Below are 20,745 nucleotides of genomic sequence, written 5' to 3' on the forward strand. Positions count from 1 at the left end.
CGATTGCCTAGAATCGGCCCGATGCCCTCGACCGGCGTCGAAGGAGGAGCAATGGCGCGGCGACGCCGGACGGTAGCGCGACACGCACGGCTGCGTTCACCGAGCATCGCCGGGCAGCTCGCGACGATCGTCGCCGTTGCTCTCGCGGTCGTGCTGGTGGCCGGTGCGGGCACCCTCACGTACGCCACGTACGACCTCGCCGCGAGCTTCACCGCAGACGCGGTCGTCCTGAAGGATCAGCCCGCCCCGCCCCCCGACATCGGCGAGATCGAGGGTGGAGTGAACCTCCTCGTCACGGGTATCGACGAATGCGAGCCGGAGTACGCGCACTTCTTCGGCGCCCGCTGCACGGGTGCGGATGCGGCGAGCAACCTCAACGACGTCAACATCCTGATGCACATCTCCGATGCCCCTCGGCGGGTGACGGTGGTGTCCTTCCCGCGCGACCTGGTCCTGCAGTCCCCGGGATGCACCCGCACCGACGGGTCGAACTGGGCCGGTGGAACCGTGCAGATCAACGAGCTGTACGGCATCGGTGGCCTCAACTGCGTCGTCAACACGGTCGCCGACCTCAGCGACCAGGAGATCCCCTTCGCCGCGACGGTGAGCTTCGGCGGGGTGATCGAGATCACCGACGCCGTCGGCGGTGTCGAGGTGTGCCTGGCCAAGGGGATGCGTGACCGCAACACCGGGATCGACTGGCCGGCCGGCCCCCGGACCATCGAAGGCATCGAGGCGCTGCAGTTCCTGCGCACCCGCTACGGCGTGGGCGGAAGCGACCTGGCCCGCGTCAGCAACCAGCAGCAGTACATGTCACGGCTCGCGCGGAAGCTCGTCAGCGAGGAGGTTCTCACCGACCCCGCCACGATGTACCGGCTGGCCTCCACGACGCTGCGCAATGTCGACCCGACGACCACCCTCACCAATCCGCTCACGCTGGTACAGATCGCCCTGGCCGTCCGGGACGTGCCTTTCGAGGAGATCGTGTTCGTGCAGTACCCGACGAACACGTCGCCGAACGACCCCAACCGCGTCGTCCCGAACTACACCGCGGCGGCGCCGCTATGGCAGGCGCTCACCGATAACAGGGCGATCGAGCTCACCGGGAACGTCGGAGCCAACGGAGGCGTCGTCGAGGTCACTCCGGAGCCCACCGCGCCCGGAACTCCAGCGCCCGACTCCGGAACCCCTGCGCCCGGCTCCGGAACCCCTGCGCCCGACCCCGACGCCACCACCGCGGCGCCGGATGACCCGGCCCGGGACGCCGTCGCCCTCTCGCCGAGCATCACGGGATCGACAGCCGCGCAAGAGACCTGCTCCGCGGGCAACCTCTCCCGCTGACGGTCCCAAACCGCGGTCGACTCGCCACAAAACGTCCGGTTTTCGCCCAGAATGCGACGTTTTGTGGCGAGTCGACGGGGGTCAGCGGCGGCCGGCGAGCTGGCGGCCGACGATCTCGCGCATGATCTCGTTCGTTCCGCCGTAGATCCGGTGCACACGGGCGTCGAGGTACGCGCGGGCGATCGGGTATTCGGTGATGTAGCCGTATCCGCCGTGCAGCTGCACGCACGTGTCGAGCACCTCGCCCTCGCGCTCGGTCGTCCAGAACTTCACCTTCGCGGCCTCCTCGGGCGTGAGCTTGCCCTCGCCGTAGAGCGCGATGGCCCGGTCGACATACGCCCACAGGACATCGACCGTGGTCGCGACATCCGCGAGCCGGAAACGCGTGTTCTGGAAGTCGATGATGGGAGTCCCGAATGCCTCACGGCTCTTCACGTATTCGAGGGTCCATCCGAGGCCTGCCTCGGAGGCGGCCGCGGCGGCGACACCGATCGACAGCCGCTCCAGCGGCAGGTTGCGCATCAGCTGAATGAAGCCGTGCCCCTCCTGACCGCCGATGAGGTTCTCCTCGGGAACGAACACGTCGCTGAATGACAGCTCTGCGGTGTCGTGGCCCTGGAAGCCCATCTTGTGGAGCTTCTTGCCGTGCTCGAAGCCCGCCATGCCGTTCTCGATCAGCAGCAGGCTGAACGCATCCGGCCGGTTGCCCTCCCCGGTCTTCACGAAGGTGACGATGAGGTCTGCCGTTTTACCCGAGGAGATGAACGTCTTGGCGCCGTTGACGAGGTATCCGCCTTCGACCTTCTTCGCCGTCGTGGTCACGCCGCGGAGGTCGCTGCCGGTGCCGGGCTCGGTCATGGCGAGAGCGCCGATGACCTCTCCGGTGGCCATTCCCGGCAGCCACTTCTGCTGCTGCTGGGGCGTGCCGAAGTGGGCGAGATACGGCACGGCGAGGTCATCCTGGATGCCGAAGGCTCCGGCGAGCGATCCGGCGCCCGCCTTGAGGATCTCCTCCATCACGATCGTGCGGAACCGGTAGTCCTGCAGCATCCCCGCCCCGCCGAACTCCTCGGGCACCGACAGGCCGATGAGCCCGGACTGCCCGGCGGCGAGCATCGTCGCTCGATCGATCTCGCCTTCGGCGTCCCAGCGCTCGCGCGCTTCGTTGCTGACGTAACGCTTGACGAATTCCCGGACGACGTCGCGAAACGCCTCGTGGTCTTCGTCGTAGATGTCGCGGTCCATGCCGACTCCCTCTGCTTCGAGTGGATGCTGTGGGCCACGGCCGATCGACCGTGTAGCGCGAGCGAGTCTAGGCGAGCGAGCTGTCGCTCGCGTGTTCGCTGTCCGGAACCGCATCCCACGGCTCGTGACACCGGGTGCCGCATTGGAGGTTGGCGCCAGCCCCTGCCGCCGAGCGCACCGCATCCTGCCGAACGCACGCCCTGTCCGCGTGGATAGTCCGTGCGCTGGGCAAGAAGTCGTGCGGTCGGGGAGTTACTCGGCGTACCCGGGCGCGGGAGGCAGCCCGAAGAACTCCTCCAGCGTCGTCCAGCCGCCGTCGTGGTAGGCGCGCGCCAACTCGGGTCCGATGTAGCGGAGATGCCACGGCTCGGGCGCGTACCCGGTGACGTCGGTGCGCCCTTCGGTGTAGCGGACGATCCAGCCGTACTCCCAGGCGTGCTCGGCCAGCCACGCGCCCTGCGGCGACGCGGCGAGGTGGTCGATCGTCGCGCAGGATTCGGCGCAGGGCACCACGTCCACCGTGAGGCCCGATTGGTGTTCGCTGTACCCGGGACGAGCGCTCACGAGGTCGGCGCCCTCCACCCCACGGTCCGCGACATGCCCGGCGTAGGTGGACCGCTGCGTCGTGAACGAGCGGTAGCCGCTCTCCAGTGCGACCTCGCCGGCACCGGCATCCGCGGCCGCGCGTACGAGCGCCGTCAGCGCACCTGCCGCGTCCTGCCGCAGGTCGCTTCCCCCGAGGCTCCGGACCGCCTCGGGCTGCACCAGCGGCGCGGGCACGGCATCCATCGGCGCATACGGCCGCTGCTTGTTCACCACCACCCAGACGCGTGCGGAATCGTCGAGGCGGATGCAGGGAGCCGTTCCCGCCGCGACGGCCGCGCGGAACGCCTCCGGGCCGCCGGTCGCGGCAATGGTCGCCGCGTCATCCCCGGCCGCCAGCGCCGCGGTGAGCGCCGGGTCCTCGCACAGCGTTCCCGCATCGGCGACTCCCGTCGACTGCTCGGGCGTGGGCAGACCCTCGGGCGGAAGGGCGAGGATGCGGGCGCTCACCTCCTCCGCGGGAGTCGGCGCGGGCGCGGGCGCGGCGGTCGCACTCACCGCGGGCGACGTGGCCGAGGCCGTCAGCGGCGGCGCCGTCAGGGCGGGCGCCGTCAGCGCCGCCGCCGTCGTCACCGACGCCCCGGCGACCAGGATCATGGCTCCGGCCGCTGCCACCGCCATCCGCTTTCCGATGCCCGCACGGCGCGCATGGCGTGCGATCGGAGCGGGCGCCGCCTCGGCAGCACGCAGCGCCGCCTCGCGCAGCGCGCGACGCGTGAGGATGTGCGGGTCGGGTTCCGTCACGCGTCCATTCTCCCCTGCGAGGAGTCCTGCGCCAGCCGAGCGCCGTGTCGTTCGAAACTATGGGCAGCCTGTCTTGACAGAGATTCGTATCTCTGTTCCCATGGATGCATGCGATGGCAGGGGCAGCAGTTGGGCGTGGACGACCCCTCCGCCCTCCCCGGGATGGAACGGATGGACGGCCTCGTCCGCTCCGTGACCACCCCCGAGTTCGCCGGAATGACGTTTCACGAAGTGCTCTGCAAGTCGGCGCTGAACCGGGTTCCCGGAGCATCCGCCATGCCCTTCGACTGGACCGTGAACCCGTACCGGGGATGCAGTCACGCCTGCACATACTGCTTCGCCCGGGGGACGCACGAGTATCTCGACCTCGATGCCGGCAGCGATTTCGATTCGCAGATCGTCGTGAAGGTCAACGTCGCCGACGTGCTCCGCACAGAGCTTCGCCGCGGTTCGTGGTCGCGTGAACCCGTGATGCTCGGGACCAACACCGACCCGTATCAGCGCGCCGAGGGGCGATACCGACTCATGCCGCAGATCGCATCGGCCCTGACCGAGTCGGGTACACCCTTCTCGATCCTGACGAAGGGAACGCTGCTGCGGCGCGACCTGCCGCTGCTGAGGGATGCAGCAGCATCCGTCCGGGTGTCACTGGCGATGTCGATCGCGGTGTTCGACGACGTGCTGCAGAAGGCGATCGAGCCCGGAACTCCGAGCGCGCAAGCGCGTCTCGACACCGTCCGAGCGGCCACGGAGGCGGGGTTCCGCGTCACGGTGTTCCTCATGCCGATCCTTCCCCACCTCACCGACTCGGTCGCCGCACTCGACGACGCTCTCCGCCGCATCCGCGAAGCCGGAGCCGCGCGCGTCGTCTACGGGGCGATGCACCTGCGCCCGGGGGTGAAGCCCTGGTTCTTCACGTGGCTCGAGCGGGAGCATCCCGAACTCGTCTCCTCATACCGTGGCCTCTACCCCGGGGTGGCGACGCAGGCGCCCAAGGCGTACCGCACCTGGCTCGCCAAGCGCGTGCGTCCGCTCCTGCGGATGCACGGCCTCGACGGGCGGGATGAAGACGACCACCCCCGCGGTCGCCCCGTGCCCGGGCTCGCCGACCGGACGCTGGTGCCCGGCGCGTCCGATCCCGGCGCACTGCGCGGACTCGGACCCGTTCGGACGACACGGCCGCGGGTGGCGCCGGCGAGCGAGCCGACCCTGTTCTGACGCCGGGTCGCGCGGAAACGGCGAAACCGCACCCTGCCGACGACCCAGCGACATGATGTCGCCGTCTCGTCGGCCGGATGCGGTCTCGCGGAGTGGCTGCTCCGATCAGGCGGGGGTGTCGCCGGCCCGGGCGGGGGCGGCGGGCTCCTCGTCGACGAGCTCGGTCACCTCAGCGGCAACCTCGGGCTCCTCAGCGGTGAGCGCCGGCTCTTCAGCGGCGACCTCGGGCTCTTCAGCGGCGGCCTCGGGCTCCTCAGCGGCGAGCTCGGGCTCCTCAGCGGCGAGCTCGGGCTCTTCAGCGGTGAGCTCGGGCTCTACAGCGGCGGCCTCGGTCGCCGCAGGCTCGGCCGGCTGGCGCGGTGCCTGCACGGCGGGTTCGGCCACCTCGGCCGAGATGCCGAGACGGATGTCCTCGAGGAGATCGTCGCCGACGCGCACGTCGTCGAAGGGCGCCTGAATCTCCGCACGCTGCAGCATCTCGGTCATGCGCCGGCGGCGCTGGCGCGGGATGAGCGTCACGACGGTGCCTGCGCGCCCCGCGCGACCGGTACGGCCCGAGCGGTGCAGGTACGTCTTGTACTCGTCGGGGGCGTCGGCCTGGATCACGAGGTCGATGTCGTCGACGTGGATGCCGCGGGCTGCCACATCCGTCGCCACCAGGACGTTGACGCGGCCCGACGTGAGCCGCTCGAGGTTGCGCGTGCGCTTGGCCTGATTGAGGTCTCCGTGCAGCGCGACGGCCGAGATGCCGGCGTCGTCGAACTGCTCGGCGAGCATCTCGGCGTAGGCGCGCGTCCGGGCGAAGACCAGGGTCTTGCCGTCGCGGTCGACGAGCGCGGTGAGGATCTCGGCCTTGTCGCGGTGGTCGATGACGAGGATGCGGTGGTCGATGGTGCTCGACTCCTGCGTCTCGCCGGCGACCTCGTACACCGCGGGATCCACGAGGAACTCGTCCACGAGCGCTGCGACCTCACGGTCCAGCGTCGCCGAGAACATCAGCTTCTGGGCACCGTCCTGCACCAGGCGCAGGATGCGCTGAATCGGCTCGAGGAATCCGAGCTCGCTCATGTGGTCGGCCTCGTCGAGCACGACCATGCGCACGTCGGAGAGGTCGAGCTTGCCCTGGCGGATGAGATCTTCGATACGGCCCGGGGTTCCGATGATGATGTCGACACCCTTGCGGAGCGCACCCACCTGGCGCGCCTGGGGCACGCCGCCGTAGATCTGCGTCGTGAACAGGCCGACGCTGCGAGCGATGGGCTGGATGGTGCGGTCGATCTGCAGGGCGAGCTCGCGCGTCGGGGCGAGGATGAGCGCCTGCGGCAGGCGAGCGAAGGCACGCTTCTGACCGGCCTGCGAGCGAAGAAGGCTCTCGACCAGGGGCGCACCGAAGGCGATCGTCTTGCCCGAGCCCGTACGCCCACGTGCGAGCACGTCACGGCCTTCGAGGATCGGGGCGACCGTTGCCGCCTGGATCGGGAACGGCGTGGCCGCACCGAGGTCGGCGAGCGTGCGGACGATGTTGTCGCCCAGCCCGAGGCTCGTGAACGTCACATCCGAGGTCTCCTGCGTCTGGACGGCCTCGGCCTGCAGCTTCTCGTGCACGACGTCGACGTGCTGCTCGTGCGCCTTCGACGCCGTCTCCGACTTCCAGTCCGAGCGGTTCGGTCCGGCGTCGCGGCGAGGGCGGTCCGAGAAGTCGCGACGCGGGCGGTCGTCGAACGAACGAGCCGGGCGGTCGCTGAACGAACGGGCCGGGCGGTCGCTGAAGGTGCGCGCCGGGCGGTCACCGGAGTCGCGGCGCGGGCGGTCGTCGAACGAGCGGGCGGGCCGGTCACTGGACGGGCGGGCCGGCCGGTCATCGAACGAACGAGCCGGGCGGTCGCTGAAGGTGCGCGCCGGGCGGTCGCCGGAGTCGCGGCGCGGGCGGTCATCGAACGACCGAGCGGGACGGTCATCCCGACGCGGGCGGTCATCGAACGAACGGGCCGGACGGTCATCCCGAGCCGGACGGTCGCCGAACGAGCGGGCCGGGCGGTCGCCGAACGAGCGAGCCGGACGGTCGCCGGAGTCGCGACGCGGGCGGTCATCGAACGACCGAGCCGGGCGGTCATCGCGGGCCGGGCGGTCATCCCGAGCCGGACGGTCGCCGAACGAGCGGGCGGGACGGTCATCCCGACGCGGGCGGTCATCGAACGAACGGGCCGGACGGTCATCCCGAGCCGGACGGTCGTTGAAGGTACGGGCCGGACGGTCGTTGAAGGGACGCGCCGGACGGTCGTCGTACGAGCGTGCGGGGCGGTCATCGTAGGAACGCGCCGGACGGGCGTCATCAGAGGCACGACGCGGGCGGTCGGTGGACCGGATGGCGCGAGACTCGTCACGGCCGGCGCGCTCCTGCGCGGTCCAGCGGCGCTTGGGCTCGGCCGTCGCTCCGGCCTCAGCGGCACGGTAGCCACGGTGGGTCGGGCTCTTGCTCCCCGGCTTGGATGCGGCGGGACGCGCATCGTCGGTGCGACGCTTGCGGTCCTGGTATGCCGGCTTGTCGCCGTAGCGGGGCTCGAAGTTGGAGGCGGCGCGACCGCCGGCAGGCTTCTTGTTTTTAGGCATGGGGAAACTTCCTGGGTTGTATTCGCGCAAACAGCACGCGCCGTGCACGCAGCACGGCACAAACCCGGACATCCGTCGGCCGGGGCCATTAACTCTGATGATCGTCGGAGCGGATTCGCTCCTCCCATCGGCCCCTTGGACTCACAAACCCATCCGCGCACAGCGCAGTGCCCAAAGCCGACCTTCATACGCTAGCGCACCCAGCTGGGAACCCGCCCGACGTGGGGCCTCCTCCGCGCGTCGCGGGCTCTAGCCTGGGCGCATGGCTTTCCTCCCCGTGGACCCGACCGGACGGCGCTTTCGCCTCGCGGAGCAGAATGCGACCGCTGAGATCGCATTGGTCGGCGCGGCGTTGCGCGCTCTCACCGTGGACGGCGTCGAGCTTGTGCCGCGTTACCCCGACGACATCCCCACGCCCACGGCCTCGGGCGTCGTTCTGGTGCCGTGGCCCAATCGTGTGCGCGACGGCCGCTGGACTCAGCGCGGCATCACTCGCCAGCTCTCCCTCAGCGAGCCCGCGCTGGGGAACGCCAGTCACGGCCTCCTCCGGTTCGTGCCGTACAGCCCCGAGGAAGAGGCGCCCGATCGCGTCACACTGCGGGCGGACATCTTCCCGCAGACCGGATACCCCTTCGCCCTGCAGACACGTGTCACCTACACCCTGGCCGGCGACGGGATCTCGGTACGGCATGAGGTGCGCAACGCGGGTGCCGAGGATGCCCCGGTCGCCATAGGCGCGCATCCGTTCGTCTTCATCGGCACGGCGGACACCGCCGACCTCGTCCTCCGGTCCTCGGGAACGACCCGCGTACGGGTCGACGAGCGGAAGCTCCCGATCGGAGAGGCCCCGGTGGATGCGGCGACCGACCTCCGCGATGGCCGTCGCCTCGGCGACCTCGACCTCGACACCGCATACCGCGACCTTGCACGCGACGACCGGGGACACGCGCGCTCGACGCTCACCGCTCCGGACGGCACCTCGCTCACCCTGTGGCAGGGGGAAGGCTTCGACTGGACCCAGGTCTTCACGACAGACCGCTTTCCCGGGCACCCGCTCGCCGTCGCGATCGAGCCGATGACGGCCCCCGCGGATGCGCTGAACTCGGGGGCGGGCCTTCGCTGGCTCGCTCCGGGAGAGTCCTGGACCCTCGAGTGGGGGGTCTCTCGAACCCTCTGAGAGCTCTCCCACGCCCTGAATGAGAAACTTCTCACGCCACGCCGAGGTAAATTCTCGGTGTCGGCGGTGCTCTGACCTACTTTCTTATGCCTTCCGGGGGATACCATGGCGGAGACGGCATGCCGTCACGCTGGGGGCGAGAAATGGATCTTCCGGCGTTCGCTGACCGACGAGCGACGGGGGCTTGGGGAGCTCGAGTGTCAGGGAACGCCCCGTCCGTCGTGGGTGGAGACCCGAGAATGAGCATTGTCCTACCCGTTACCCGAACGGTGCTGGTTGCATCGCCGCGCGTCGTCCTGGCGCGCCTGACGACGATGCACCTCGCGCTAGGGGTGCTTGTCGTGCTCGTGGGCGGGATCCTGCTGTCGATCACCACCACCACCGATCCGCTGTGGTGGCACCTCCACTTCAGCAGGCTCGGCACCTTCCGCGACACTTCCGGTTCCCTCTTCAACGGCACCCTGATCGTCGCCGGGTTCCTCGTCGCGATCTTCGCGAATCACGTGCGGCGGGACCTGTCCCGCCTCGGGCGCGCTGCTGGGCGCCGCGGGTCGGGCGTTGCGGCGCAGGCGTTCCTCACCACGATCGGCGTGAACCTCACTCTGGTGGGCTTCGTACCCCTCAACCTCAACCGAACGATTCACGACAACGTCGCCGGCACCATGGTGCTCGGCTTTGCGGCGCTGCTGGTCACTTCTCCGGTTCTCCTGCACCGGATGCCGCGACGGCTGCTGGCGACGACCGGTGTCACGTTCGCGTTCCTCTTCGCGTCGGCATGGCTGTTCGTCGGCGGCGACATCAACCTGGCGCTGTTCGAGGTCCTCGCCTTCAGCGCGATGTTCGCGTGGTCCGGCGTCTTCACCCACTGCATCGCCCTGCGCGCGAAACAGCCCGTCAGCTCTCCGACGCCTCCGGCCGCGACCGCCGCAGCGACCGCCGTGTCGTACCACTCGACCCTTCGGACCGGCTCCCACCTGGCTCCTCGCCGGCGAGTGCGCTCGAGCCGGCTCGCTCCTGCCGCCGCTCCCGTCGCCGCCGCGCCCGCTCGGCCCGCCGCTCGGTATCGGCGACCAGCCGTTCGGGTCGCCTCTCCTGCCGGCCCTCGACCAGGTTATACAGCGTCGGCAGGACGAGCAGTGTCAGGACGGTCGATGACACCAGACCGCCGATCACCACAATTGCGAGCGGCTGCGAGATAAACCCGCCGTGGCCCGTGATCCCCAGGGCCATCGGAGTCAGCGCGAAGATCGTGGCCAGCGCCGTCATCAGGATCGGGCGGAGTCGCCGTGAGCCGCCCGCCACGGTTGCGTCGTGAGCGCTCAGCCCCTGCACCCGATACTGATTGACCAGGTCGACGAGCACGATCGCGTTCGTCACCACGATGCCGATCAGCATCAGCACCCCGATCAGTGACGCCACGCCCAGCGGAACCCCGGTGGCGATCTGCAGCAGAATGGCGCCGGTCGCCGCGAACGGCACCGAGACGAGAAGCAGGAGCGGCTGGCGGAGCGACTTGAAGGTCGCCACCATCACGATGTAGACGATCAGGATGGCGGCCAGCATCGCCAGCCCCAGCTGCGAGAACGCATCGGTCTGGTCGGCAAGGACGCCGCCGATCTCCGCGCCCGCACCGCTGGGCAGATCGGCGTCTTCCAGGGCAGCGGTGACGGATGCTGACGCAGCGTTGAGGTCGTCGGTCGCCGGGGTGACCGTGACCGTCGCTGTGCGGAGTCCGCGTTCTGTCGTGATGGAGGTCGGCCCCTCGCTCTCCGCCACCGTCGCGATCGAATCCAGCCGCACCGGTCCCGTAGCCGAGGGCACCTCGAGGGCGCGCAACTCGTCCAGGGTCGCCGGAGGATCGGATGCGGCGAGGTACACGGTCAGCGATGTGCCGTCGATCTCCACCGCGCCGATCTGGCGCGGTTGCATGGTGGACGAGACGAGCCCCCCGACCGCCACTTCCGACAGCCCGAGCTCGGCCGCGGCATCCCGATCGACGGTCACGGCGACGTACGGCAGGGACGCCGCGAGATTGCTGGTGACCTGGCCGATACCGGAACGGCCCTCGAGCTCCGCGACGACGGCGTCGGCGGCCTCCTGCAGCGTCTGCCCGTCCGGCGCGGTCACATCGATCGCGATGTCGGAGGACCCGAAGCCGCCACCGGCCGCGGCCACGGTCACCGTCCCCACGTCCTCCAGGTCGGCGACGGCTTCCTGCACCAACTCCCGCACGACGACCTGGTCGGCGTCGGGATCGGTGGTGACCGAGTAGGTCACCCCGCTGCCGCCTCCGGAGAAGGCATCGCGCAGCGCCGAGCCGCTGGAACCGATCGACACCTGCACCGTCTCGATGCCCACCACGTCCTGAAGGGCTTCCTCGACACGCTGCGCGGCGGCGTCCTCGGCCTCCAGGCTGGCCGCGGGACCGAGGTCCTGTGTCACCGTGAACGTGTTCTGACCCGAGTCGCCGAGGAAGTTCGTCTTCATGAACGGGGCGGCAGCGCCCGTGCCCGCAAGAACGAGAAGGGCCAGCCCGAGGGTCGCCCACGAGTGGCGCAGCGTCCAGTTGAGGACCGGCAGATACGCCTTCTGCAGCCGGCTGGGCGGCGCCTCCGGCGATTCCGGGTCCACCGTGCGTCCCTCGGCGTCCTGGAGGGGCTTTCCCGGGCGCAAGAACCAGTACGCCAGCACCGGAACGATGGTCAGCGCGACCAACAGCGAGGCCGTCATGGCGATCGTCACGGTGAGGGCGAAGGGGCGGAAGAGCTCGCCGGTGACATCGCCGACGAAGGCGATGGGGAGGAAGACCGCGACGGTGGTGATCGTCGACGCGGTGATCGCGGCGGCCACTTCGCGTACGGCGCGGAGGATCGAGCCCAGCTTGTCGGCCTCGCCGACGTAGTGCCTCTTGATGTTCTCGATCACGACGATCGAGTCGTCCACGACGCGACCGATCGCAATGGTCAGGGCGCCGAGGGTCAGGATGTTCAGGGAGTACCCGAATGCCTGGATGCCGACGAAGGTGATGAGGACGCTCGTCGGGATGGAGATGGCCGTGACGAGAGTCGAGCGCACCGACAGCAGGAACAGCAGGATGATGAGGACAGCGAAGGCGAGGCCGAGGAGGCCCTCCTGCGCGAGAGCCTCGATGGACTGCTGGATGTAGGGCGCCTGGTCGAAGACGACCGTGAAGGACGCGCCCTCCAGCGACGCTTCGAGATCGGGCAGCGCCGCGAGCACGCCGCGCGAGACATCCACCGTGTTGGCGGCGGGAAGCTTGGTGACCGCGATGGTCAACGCCGGCTCGCCATCGACGCGGGAGATGCTCGACACCGGGTCGGAGTCCTCCACGACCGTCGCGACGTCACCGATCGTGGTGACCCCGGCACGGAACTGCGCGGCATCGGCCGGCACCAGCGGAAGCGCGGCGACGTCCTCGACGGAGGTGAGCTTGGCGCCGGTCTGCACCGTGAGGCTCTGGTCGCCCTGCGTGATGTCGCCGCCGGGGAACAGGACACCGTTCTGGTCGAGGGCGTCGGAGATGGCCTCTTGCGAGTACCCGCGCTCGGCCAGCCGGGCGGGGTCGGGCGTGATCGTGACACGCTGGCCGAGGCCACCGACGATCTGGGCCGCGTTGACGCCACCGACGTCCTCGAGGTCGGGGATGACCGTCGACTCGAGCGTGGCCTGAGCGTTCTCGGCGTCGTCGAAACCCGTGACCGCGATCTGGATGACGGGGAAGTCGTCGATGCTCGCCGAGATGACGTTCGGTTCCACCGATTCGGGCAGCTGACTGCTGACGCGGTTGATGGCCTGAGTGATCTTCTGCTCGGCGGTCGCCAGATCCGTGCCGTACGTGAAGGATGCGGAGATGATCGACGCGTTCGTCGTGCTCGTTGCCGTCGTGGCCTCGAGTCCGGGCACGCCCTGAATCGCCGTCTCGATCGGCGTCGACACGTCGTTCTCGACGACCTCGGGCGAGGCGCCCGGGTAGGTCGTGACCACGGCCAGCTGCGGGAACTCGATCGAAGGAATGAGCTCCTGCTTGAGGTTCACCAGCGCGAGTCCGCCGAACACCGCCGCGACGATCGTGACAAGGGCGATGAGCGCCCGGTTCTTCAAACTCAGAACGGCGAGGTTCGACACAGGGGTCCTTCGGGAGGATCGTCAACGACCGATATCAGCGCGTATCGGGGCCTCAGTATCCCATGTGAGACTTCACGTTCTCCTCAGACCAGGAGGGCGCCGGCCCCCAGTCCCAGCAGCGCGCACAGGACCGATCCGGCGAAGGTTCCCACCGCGTATCCGACCGCGGCGCGAGGACGGCGGTCTTCGGCCAGGAGCACCGTCGATACGGCGACCGCGCTGAAGGTGGTGTACCCGCCCAGCAACCCGGTGCCGAGCACCCACAGCCCTGCCGCATCCACCAGCCCGGCTGAGAGCAGACCCAGCGCGAAGGCCCCGGAGAGGTTCACGGCAAGGATTCCCCACGGCACGCGCGGCCCCGCGAACCGTTGCACCGCGAGGTCCAGCAGATAGCGCAGGCCCGCCCCCGCACCCCCGGCAAGGGCGACCCCGATGAACAGCAGCGGCGTCATGCCGGTGCCCGCCGGCGGGCCAGGGCGAGGCCCGCCCATGCCGCCGCTGTGCCTGCCACCACGGTGCCGATACCCCACGCCAGGTTCGCCACATCCGCGGAGTCGATCGCCAGGGCGCTGTACGTCGTGAAGCCTCCCAGCACACCCGCACCCAGAAAGAGCTGCGCCGCACGCCGTCGCGGCGAGAGCGCGGAGCGGGAGAGCACCCCCAGCACGATCCCGAGGGCGAAGGCGCCGACGACGTTCACCGCCGGCACGAATGCGGGTCCGAGCGCGCTGCCGACGGCCAAGGTCAGACCCGCGCGCGCGGACGTACCGAGCGCCCCGCCGAGGACGACGAGACCAAGGTGGGCCCACGAGAACACATCGACACCCTAGGGCAGGGCGCTCATTCCCCCAGGATGAGGCGTCGGATCGCCGCGTCGTGCGACCCGTCCAGGTCCATGAGTCTGCCGCGCCGGTAGAGCGAGAACACCCGGGGATCGATGTAGCTGCTGCGTGCCACCGACGGCGTGTTCCCGAGTTTCTCCGCCGTCGCCCGCACCGCCAGCAGCTCGGCACGCTTGAGGTCGCCCTTCGTGTCCACCGTCCCGATCCGCGCGAGCGTCTCGGCGGCGAGGATCGTGCCGCGGAGCGTGCGGAAGTCCTTCGCGGTGAACGATCCGCCGGTGAGAGCCCGCACATACGCGTTGACGTCGCCCGGGGTCAGGGGCACCCGTCGGCGCCCCCGCTGATAGGCGAGCAAGTGCGCTCGGGGCCGCCCGGCCCCGAGTTCGGCGACGGCGGCAGCGAGATCCTCGTCATCGAGTTCCAGGAAGGCCCGCTTACCGCTCTTCGCCGGAAACGACAGCGTCACGTGGATGCCCTCGACCTCGGCATCCCGCCGCAGCAACGTGGTCAGGCCGCGGCTGCCGTTGCTCGCGAAGTACCGGGCCGAGCCGACGCGGGGTGCGACCTGGTCGAGCAGGCGGAACGCGACCGCCAGGACGCGTTCGCGGTCGAGCGCTTCACGCCGGATCGACTGCGTGACGCGGCGCCGTGCGCGCGGCAACGCCTCGGCAAGGGCGAGCGCCCGGGCGTACTTGCCCTTGTCACGACGCTTGGACCACTCGCCGTGGTAGAGGTACTGCTTGCGTCCGGCCTCATCCATGCCCACGGCCTGGATGTGCCCCTGGGGCTCGCGCGAGATCCAGACCTCCCGCCAGGCGGGCGGGATCACCAGGGCGTGCGCCCGCTCCGCGTCGTCGGCCGGAGCCGAAAGACCGGTGTGGTCGACGTAGCGGAATCCACTGCCCGAGCGGACGCGCCGATATCCCGGGTCCTCGTACGGGCGGACCCGGATGAGCCGCGCCACCGTCAGTGCGTGCGGAGCATCGAGTCGAGCTCCGCCTTCTTCTTGCCCGAGGAGCCGCGCCGCCCGAGCTCCGCGTAAGGGTCGGGGTCCTTCAGGTTCGATCCACGTCCACCGGGCATGAGGACTCCTCTCTGCATGCTCCGACGCTACGATTCGCGGAAATCCCTCGGGACGGGGTTGACAGTGACTCCTCCGATCCGCGTATGCGCGACCCGCGTCCGGGCGGGTAGCACCCGTTTTCGTCGACCGTCAACCCCTACTCTCCGCGAAGGTCGATAGGGCAAGGTGGAGGGGCGTCGTCTGCGGCGCCCGGCACTCTGCCGTCACGGAGAACGCCGGCTCAGAGAAGGAGTAGACCTCGACCATGAACATCGCCCTCCTCATTATCATCGTCATCGCCATCATCCTGGCCATCGTGGGTGGACTGAACGCCGCCCTGAACTGGCTGCTGTGGGTCGCGCTGATCGTCGGCGTGATCGCCCTCATCGCCTTCCTGTTCCGGGTGATCAGCGGGCGCAAGAGCGTCTAACGCCCCACGGATGCCACGTCCCTCACTCGAAGGACGTGGCATCCGTCTGTGTGTCGGCTGTCATAGCTGCGCCTCGGCGTACGCGCGGAGTGCCTCGCGGACGAACTCCGCGCCCGCGGTGCCTCCCGCGCTCGTCGCGTAGTTGCGGCCGAACCGGGGATCGGCGACGTACATCTCTCCGAGGCCCAGCACGTATCCCTTCAGGTCGCCTCCCGGCTGAGCGGCCGGTGTTCCGGGTATGCCGGTGAGCCAGGCCACGTGCCGGGCCGCGAGTTCCTGCGCCTCCCGGCCGGCCGGGTCGCTCCCGCGCTCCGCCGCCGCTATCCAGTCGCGGCCGAGCTGAGCCACGCGGGCCGACCAGTCCGCTTTCTCCTCGGCGGATCGTCCGCGCCACCACGCGTCGCTGCGCTCGTACGCCTCCGCGCCCCAGCGTCGGGTGACCTCATCACGATGCTGCGTGTGGTCGAAGCCGTCGAACATCTCCTCTGCCATCAATCGTTCACCTCCTCTCCGTTTCTCCAAGGTCTTCTCGACCGCGGCGATCTGCCGCGACAGGCGGTCCTGCTCCTCGCGGAGGAGCGCGAGATGCGTCGCCAGGGCGGACTCCTCCGCCCTTCCGCGCTCGAGCACGTCCGCGATCTGCGGGAGACCGAGGCCGAGCTCGCGCAGCAGGAGAACGCGCTGCAGGCGGACCAGCGCATCCTCGTCGTAATAGCGGTAGCCGTTCTGCGCGACGCGGGTCGGCGCGAGGAGGCCGACGTCGCCGTAATGGCGCAGCGTCCGGCTCGTCGTGCCGGTGAGCTTCGCGATCTGCTGGATGGACCATTCCATGGACTGCCTCCCGTCACGACGAGCGTACGAGTTGACGCAACGTCAAGGTCAAGCGGGAGTTCGCTGGGATTGGCGCGACCCCCCTTGACGCACTCGCGATATATCGTGTTGAGTGGCGAACGCGATATATCGCGACCCACCTCACCCTCTGGAGTTCTCATGACCCTCGAGAAGTGGCTCGTCCACCCCGGCGAGACCCGAGTCATCGACATCGAGTCCGTGCGCAAGCTCAAGGTCGGCCTCGTCGGCGGCCAGATCGACGTCGTCGCCCACGACGAACCCGGCGCCCGGATCGAAGTGCACTCGGTCACCGTGAAAGACCTGCGCATCGAGGTGACCGGCGACAGCCTCGAGATCGACCACCCGCAGTTGCGCTGGGACAACTTCCTCGAAGTGTTCCGCAACTTCGGCGGCGGCGGGCCGAAAGCCGAGATCTCCGTCGCGGTCCCCCGCGATGTCGCGCTCACCCTGGGTGTCGTCAGCGCGAGCGCCCTGGTCGCCGGGCTCCGCAGCGACGCCCGGCTCAATACCGTCTCCGGCGACATCATCGTCGACGGCCTCACCGGAGACCTGAACGTCAACGCGGTCTCGGGCGATGTTCAGATCCGCCAGCTGGACGGAGCCTTGAGCGCCAACAGCGTCTCGGGCGACATCGCCGCGACGGGAGCTGTGCGCAAGGCATCCATCGACACCGTGTCCGGCTCCATGCTCGTGGACTCCCACGGCCCCGTCCACTCCATCGGTTTGAACACCGTGAGCGGAACCACCACGATCCGCCTGGATGACCAGCTCGCCGCCAACTACGCCGTTCGCACGGTCAGCGGACGGGTCACCATCGACGGCCAGACGCGCTCCGGGTCCGGGCCGACCAACTACTCGGGGTCCACCGGCGAACTGAGCGGCACCTTCGTCGATGTGCGCAGCCACTCCGTCTCCGGGAACGTCACGGTGCTCCGCCGCGGCGCCTCCGGCGTCCGCCAGGGCGACCTCGAGGCCGAGGCGGAGTGGTGATGTCTCCCGTCTTCTCCCACGGCGATCTCCGCCTGTACCTGCTGAGCCTCCTCGACGAATCGCCTCGGCACGGGTACGACCTCATGCAGGCTCTGTCCGACCGCACGGGCGGGACCTACACGCCCTCTGCCGGCACCGTCTATCCCCGGCTCGCCAAACTCGAGGAGGAGGGCCTTGTCTCCAAGAGGGTCGACGGGCGCAAGACCGTCTACGAGATCACCGGTGCCGGCCGCGCCGAGGTGGCCGGCCGTGCCGGGGACCTCTCCGGTATCGAGGCGGGCCTGGCGGACAGCGTCCGGCTGATTGCGGACGAAGTGCGCGGCAGCGTGCGCGACGCCATGCGGAGCCTGCGAGCCGACCTGGCAGCCGCGGCGAACGACGAGCGGGGAAGTGCTCCGCGCGCGCACTCCGACGACTCCCGCGTGCTCAGCCGTGAGCAGCTGCACCGGGCGGACGCAGTCGTGAACGACTTCCGCGCGCGTGTCCGCTCCGACCTGCGGTCGCACGTCGCGCGCGGCGGGGTGCTCGCGGATTCGGTCGTCGACACGCTCGAGAACACGCTGGACGAGGCATCCCGCGATCTCACGCGGGCCCTCCGCGGGTGATCAGGTCCAGACGATCTCTTGGTCGTCGGGAACCGCCTCGCCGAGCGGGATGACCAGGACCGGGCGATGCTGACGGTGGGTCAGCCGGGCCGCGACCGACCCGGTGAAGAACTCGCGCACCGATTCACCGAACCCGCGCTTGCGCGTGCCGACGACGAGCAGCTTCGCGTCGATCCTCTCGGCGAGGTGCTTCATCGCGAGCGCGGGGTCGCCGACGAGCTGATGCACGCTCCAGGGCACCGGGCAATCGACGAGCGCCGACTCGGCCGCCGCGCGCACCTTCGCGAGCTCGGCGTCACCACCGCCGATATCGAGATCGATCGGGGCGGAGTGGACGAACCCGTCGGGGTCTTCGAAGGTCACGAACCGGGTGACGTCCACGTGCACGATCGCCAGCGGAACCGACAGCAGCCGGGCGTAGCGGGCGGCTTCGATGACCACACGCGCCGATTGCCCGGGCACCGCCCCCGCGATCACCGCTCCGTGCGGCGCATCCGCCGCGGCCGCCGCCCGGGCCTCCGGGATCGGGGATGCTTCGTCCGCCATCGCTCATGCCTCCTGTCCGGCCTGGTCCACGGGGAAGGGCACCAGAGCACCGTGATATCCTGAATGCTACTCTTGCCGGTCGATCCGGATCCGTGAATGCGTCGGGCCGAGAACGGCCCGCGTTGCCGAACATGAGGGGGTCTCGCATGGGGCGTGGCCGTCAAAAGGCGAAGCACACCAAAATCGCCCGTGAGCTCAAGTACGACACGTACTCCGTGAACCTCGCCGCCCTCGAACGCGAACTCGGGCACGCTCCCAGCGAGGCCGAGTACGAAGACAAGTGGGCGGACGAGCACGAGGAAAAACTCGAAGACGAAAAGGCCTGACACCCGGCACCTGCCAGGTGACAAGCGACGGCCGGCGGCAGTTATCGCAACTGCCGCCGGCCGTTTTCGTGTGCGCTCAGGCCATCCGTCGGCGGCGCAGGATGGCGTAGCCGCCGACCGCGAGGAACGCGGCGCCGATGCCGGCGAGCAGCCACGGCACCGTTCCGCCGGTTCCGGCGAGCGGGCCGTTGATCCCGCCGGCCACGGCAGCCGGCGACGGCGATGACGAGGGCTCTGCGGCGGCCGGGTCGGCCGTCACCGTGATCGGCGCGCTGAGGGCGACGCCGGTCTGCCGCCCCGCGACGGTCACCGTGTGCGCGCCCGCCTCTTCGGGAGCAGTGACGACGAAGCTGACACTCCCGTTCCGCACATCGCGCTGCCCGAGGTCCACGGGGTCGGATGCCAGCGTGCCGGTGGCCTGCCAGTCGGCATCGAGACCCTCGACGGTCACCGTGAACGACCCGCCGGGGGCGACCTCCGCCACGTCGGTGGTGATCGTCGCGTCGGCGCTGAGGGCGTGAAGGTCCTCGTGCAACCCCAGCGCCCGTGAGGCCGTGAAGAACAGGTCGGTCTGGTCCGTGAGTCCGACGACGTTCGCCGCGCCCGGGCCGTAACCGGCGACGCGCACCTGCGCACCCGTGTGCTGCTGGGATCCCCCGGCCGCCGAGGTGCCGTACGCCACGATCATCGGCTGGCCGTCCGAGGTCAGCAGGTGGGTGTTCAGCCCCGGGATCGGCGATCCCACGATCTGGCTGGTGTGCGCGTGATCGGCCGTGACGACGACGAGCGTGTCCTGACGCTCCTGAGCGAACGCCAGGGCGACCTGCACCGCCTCGTCGAGGTCGACCGTCTCCCCGATCTGACCGCACGCATCGGCGCCGTGATCCTGCTTGTCGATGCTCGCGCCCTCGACCTGCAGGAAGAACCCGTCCTCGTTGTCGAGGAGATCGATCGCCTTGCCTGTCAGCGAAGCCAGCGAGAGGCCGGTGTCGAGCCGCGCCGGGTTCTCGGTGCAGGCGACCGGAGCGGGGAGGCTGCCGCCGGCGGTGAGGTCGACCGCATCCGGACCGTCCCACCGCACCGGGAAGTTCCCCTCGGCGAACAATCCCAGAAGCGGCGACTCGGCGTCGGCCTGCGTCACCGCTGCCAGCCCCGCCGCGTCATCGACGAGCTGGTAATCGCGGTCCTCGGCCTGCGCGAAGAGCGTCTCGCCCTCCCACGGTCCGGCCTTCGCGACCTGCGTGAAGCTCGCCGAGCCGCCGCCCAGGGTGACGTCCGGGCGCAGGTTCAGCAGCTGCTCGCTGATCGACCCGAGCCCGCCGTTCTCCAGCGCCTCCGAGGCACAGTTGGCCGTCGTCTGCTCCGGTCCGTAGCATCCGCGCGCCGAGATATGGGCGACCTCGGCGCCGGGAGTCGCGTCCTGGATCTCCGCCGTCGAGACGTTCCCCGTCTTCCGGCCGTTGGCTTTCGCCAGCTCGAGCAACGTCGGCTGCGGGACGTTGTCGACGTCGACACTCAGCCGGCCGTTGACGGTCTTGGTTCCCGTCGACCATGCCGACGCCGTCGAGGCCGACTCGGAGGCGTAGTTCGGGGCGCCGTCCGCTGTCAGCGCCCAGTGGACGTACGACCCGGTCAGGGGCAGGGCGTCGATGCCGGCGAACGTCCCGGCTGCGCCCTCGGCGTAGTTGCGGGCCACCGTGATCTCCGAGTCGCCCATGCCGTCGCCGATCAGGAGGATCACGTTCTTGGCGGGGCCGTCGAGAAGCGCTTCGCGGAGCGCTTGGGTGCGGTCCTCGTCCAGACGGGTGGCGCCGCCGTGCTCGGCCAGCGGAGCATCCGCCGCTGTGGTGGGCAGCGCTGTGGCGGGCAGCGCTGAGGCGGCGCCCGCCAACGCGAGCAGAAGCACGGATGCGGTACCGACGGACGCGCGGGCGCGCCGGGTGGTGGGGAGAGGTGTCATGGGGGTGTCCTTCGTCGGAACGCGCCGTCGGTCGACGGCGCACCCTC

The 20,745-nt window shown here is 69.8% G+C and carries 18 protein-coding genes and 1 pseudogene; 8 read left to right on the forward strand and 11 right to left on the reverse strand.

Going from position 1 to position 20,745, the window contains the following annotated elements; translation table 11 throughout:
- The first annotated feature begins 21 nt into the window (after positions 1 to 21).
- Entirely contained in the window at positions 22 to 1,341 is a 1,320-nt protein-coding gene (locus tag AC4FS1_RS11230) for an LCP family protein (RefSeq protein ID WP_491155041.1), read from the forward strand.
- Positions 1,342 to 1,422: 81 nt separating this feature from the next.
- On the opposite strand, the gene AC4FS1_RS11235 is transcribed toward AC4FS1_RS11230, so the two are convergent.
- Positions 1,423 to 2,586, reverse strand: a complete 1,164-nt coding sequence (locus AC4FS1_RS11235) for an acyl-CoA dehydrogenase family protein (protein ID WP_491155043.1) — start codon at positions 2,584 to 2,586, stop codon at positions 1,423 to 1,425.
- A gap of 252 nt (positions 2,587 to 2,838) precedes the next feature.
- Positions 2,839 to 3,933 (reverse strand): M15 family metallopeptidase, encoded by a 1,095-nt coding sequence (locus AC4FS1_RS11240; RefSeq protein WP_491155044.1) that lies wholly within the window; start codon positions 3,931 to 3,933, stop codon positions 2,839 to 2,841.
- 108 nt (positions 3,934 to 4,041) lie between these two features.
- Here AC4FS1_RS11240 and AC4FS1_RS11245 point away from each other — a divergent pair, with 108 nt between their 5' ends.
- Positions 4,042 to 5,151: an Rv2578c family radical SAM protein gene (locus AC4FS1_RS11245; protein ID WP_491155045.1), complete on the forward strand. Its 1,110-nt coding sequence runs from the start codon at positions 4,042 to 4,044 to the stop codon at positions 5,149 to 5,151.
- 105 nt (positions 5,152 to 5,256) lie between these two features.
- Here AC4FS1_RS11245 and AC4FS1_RS11250 read toward each other — a convergent pair whose 3' ends face one another.
- Positions 5,257 to 7,761, reverse strand: coding sequence for a DEAD/DEAH box helicase (locus AC4FS1_RS11250; protein ID WP_491155047.1), 2,505 nt, complete (start codon positions 7,759 to 7,761; stop codon positions 5,257 to 5,259).
- Between the two features lie 262 nt (positions 7,762 to 8,023).
- Between AC4FS1_RS11250 and AC4FS1_RS11255 the strand changes: the two genes are divergently transcribed.
- Positions 8,024 to 8,938 carry an aldose 1-epimerase family protein gene (locus AC4FS1_RS11255; protein WP_491155049.1) on the forward strand — a complete coding sequence of 305 codons (915 nt, stop codon included), beginning with the start codon at positions 8,024 to 8,026 and terminating at the stop codon, positions 8,936 to 8,938.
- A gap of 314 nt (positions 8,939 to 9,252) precedes the next feature.
- Positions 9,253 to 9,738: pseudogene (locus AC4FS1_RS11260) on the forward strand (DUF998 domain-containing protein); the annotation flags it as partial.
- 94 nt (positions 9,739 to 9,832) lie between these two features.
- On the opposite strand, the gene AC4FS1_RS11265 reads toward AC4FS1_RS11260, so the two are convergent.
- From AC4FS1_RS11265 to AC4FS1_RS11285, 5 genes are all read right to left on the reverse strand, one after another.
- The gene (locus tag AC4FS1_RS11265; protein WP_491155051.1) at positions 9,833 to 13,084 is read right to left on the reverse strand and encodes an efflux RND transporter permease subunit; all 3,252 of its coding nucleotides are present in this window, start codon (positions 13,082 to 13,084) and stop codon (positions 9,833 to 9,835) included.
- Between the two features lie 83 nt (positions 13,085 to 13,167).
- Positions 13,168 to 13,536 carry a fluoride efflux transporter FluC gene (locus tag AC4FS1_RS11270; protein WP_491155052.1) on the reverse strand — a complete coding sequence of 123 codons (369 nt, stop codon included), beginning with the start codon at positions 13,534 to 13,536 and terminating at the stop codon, positions 13,168 to 13,170.
- Positions 13,533 to 13,901: a fluoride efflux transporter FluC gene (locus AC4FS1_RS11275; protein ID WP_491155054.1), complete on the reverse strand. Its 369-nt coding sequence runs from the start codon at positions 13,899 to 13,901 to the stop codon at positions 13,533 to 13,535. Before AC4FS1_RS11275 ends, AC4FS1_RS11270 begins: the two co-directional genes overlap by 4 nt.
- A gap of 23 nt (positions 13,902 to 13,924) precedes the next feature.
- Positions 13,925 to 14,890, reverse strand: a complete 966-nt coding sequence (locus tag AC4FS1_RS11280; protein ID WP_491155056.1) for a DNA topoisomerase IB — start codon at positions 14,888 to 14,890, stop codon at positions 13,925 to 13,927.
- Positions 14,891 to 14,892: 2 nt separating this feature from the next.
- The gene (locus tag AC4FS1_RS11285) at positions 14,893 to 15,027 is read right to left on the reverse strand and encodes a hypothetical protein (RefSeq protein ID WP_491155057.1); all 135 of its coding nucleotides are present in this window, start codon (positions 15,025 to 15,027) and stop codon (positions 14,893 to 14,895) included.
- A gap of 227 nt (positions 15,028 to 15,254) precedes the next feature.
- Here AC4FS1_RS11285 and AC4FS1_RS11290 point away from each other — a divergent pair, with 227 nt between their 5' ends.
- Positions 15,255 to 15,419, forward strand: a complete 165-nt coding sequence (locus AC4FS1_RS11290; RefSeq protein WP_491155058.1) for a hypothetical protein — start codon at positions 15,255 to 15,257, stop codon at positions 15,417 to 15,419.
- A 60-nt stretch (positions 15,420 to 15,479) separates the two neighbouring features.
- On the opposite strand, the gene AC4FS1_RS11295 is transcribed toward AC4FS1_RS11290, so the two are convergent.
- Positions 15,480 to 16,250, reverse strand: a complete 771-nt coding sequence (locus tag AC4FS1_RS11295; protein ID WP_491155059.1) for a MerR family transcriptional regulator — start codon at positions 16,248 to 16,250, stop codon at positions 15,480 to 15,482.
- Positions 16,251 to 16,409: 159 nt separating this feature from the next.
- Here AC4FS1_RS11295 and AC4FS1_RS11300 point away from each other — a divergent pair, with 159 nt between their 5' ends.
- Positions 16,410 to 17,261, forward strand: a complete 852-nt coding sequence (locus AC4FS1_RS11300) for a DUF4097 family beta strand repeat-containing protein (RefSeq protein WP_491155061.1) — start codon at positions 16,410 to 16,412, stop codon at positions 17,259 to 17,261.
- Positions 17,261 to 17,866 carry a PadR family transcriptional regulator gene (locus tag AC4FS1_RS11305; RefSeq protein ID WP_491155714.1) on the forward strand — a complete coding sequence of 202 codons (606 nt, stop codon included), beginning with the start codon at positions 17,261 to 17,263 and terminating at the stop codon, positions 17,864 to 17,866. The genes AC4FS1_RS11300 and AC4FS1_RS11305 overlap by 1 nt, the downstream gene beginning before the upstream one ends.
- On the opposite strand, the gene AC4FS1_RS11310 is transcribed toward AC4FS1_RS11305, so the two are convergent.
- Entirely contained in the window at positions 17,867 to 18,412 is a 546-nt protein-coding gene (locus tag AC4FS1_RS11310) for a universal stress protein (RefSeq protein ID WP_491155063.1), read from the reverse strand.
- 146 nt (positions 18,413 to 18,558) lie between these two features.
- On the opposite strand from AC4FS1_RS11310, the gene AC4FS1_RS11315 reads away from it, so the two are divergent.
- On the forward strand, positions 18,559 to 18,738 hold the full coding sequence (locus AC4FS1_RS11315) for a DUF3073 domain-containing protein (protein WP_491155065.1): 180 nt from the start codon (positions 18,559 to 18,561) through the stop codon (positions 18,736 to 18,738).
- Between the two features lie 76 nt (positions 18,739 to 18,814).
- Here the strand turns inward: AC4FS1_RS11315 and phoA are convergent, their stop codons facing one another.
- Positions 18,815 to 20,698, reverse strand: coding sequence for an alkaline phosphatase (gene phoA / locus AC4FS1_RS11320; protein WP_491155067.1), 1,884 nt, complete (start codon positions 20,696 to 20,698; stop codon positions 18,815 to 18,817).
- Positions 20,699 to 20,745: the final 47 nt, after the last annotated feature.

This window comes from Microbacterium sp. Z12_35, assembly GCF_058310475.1.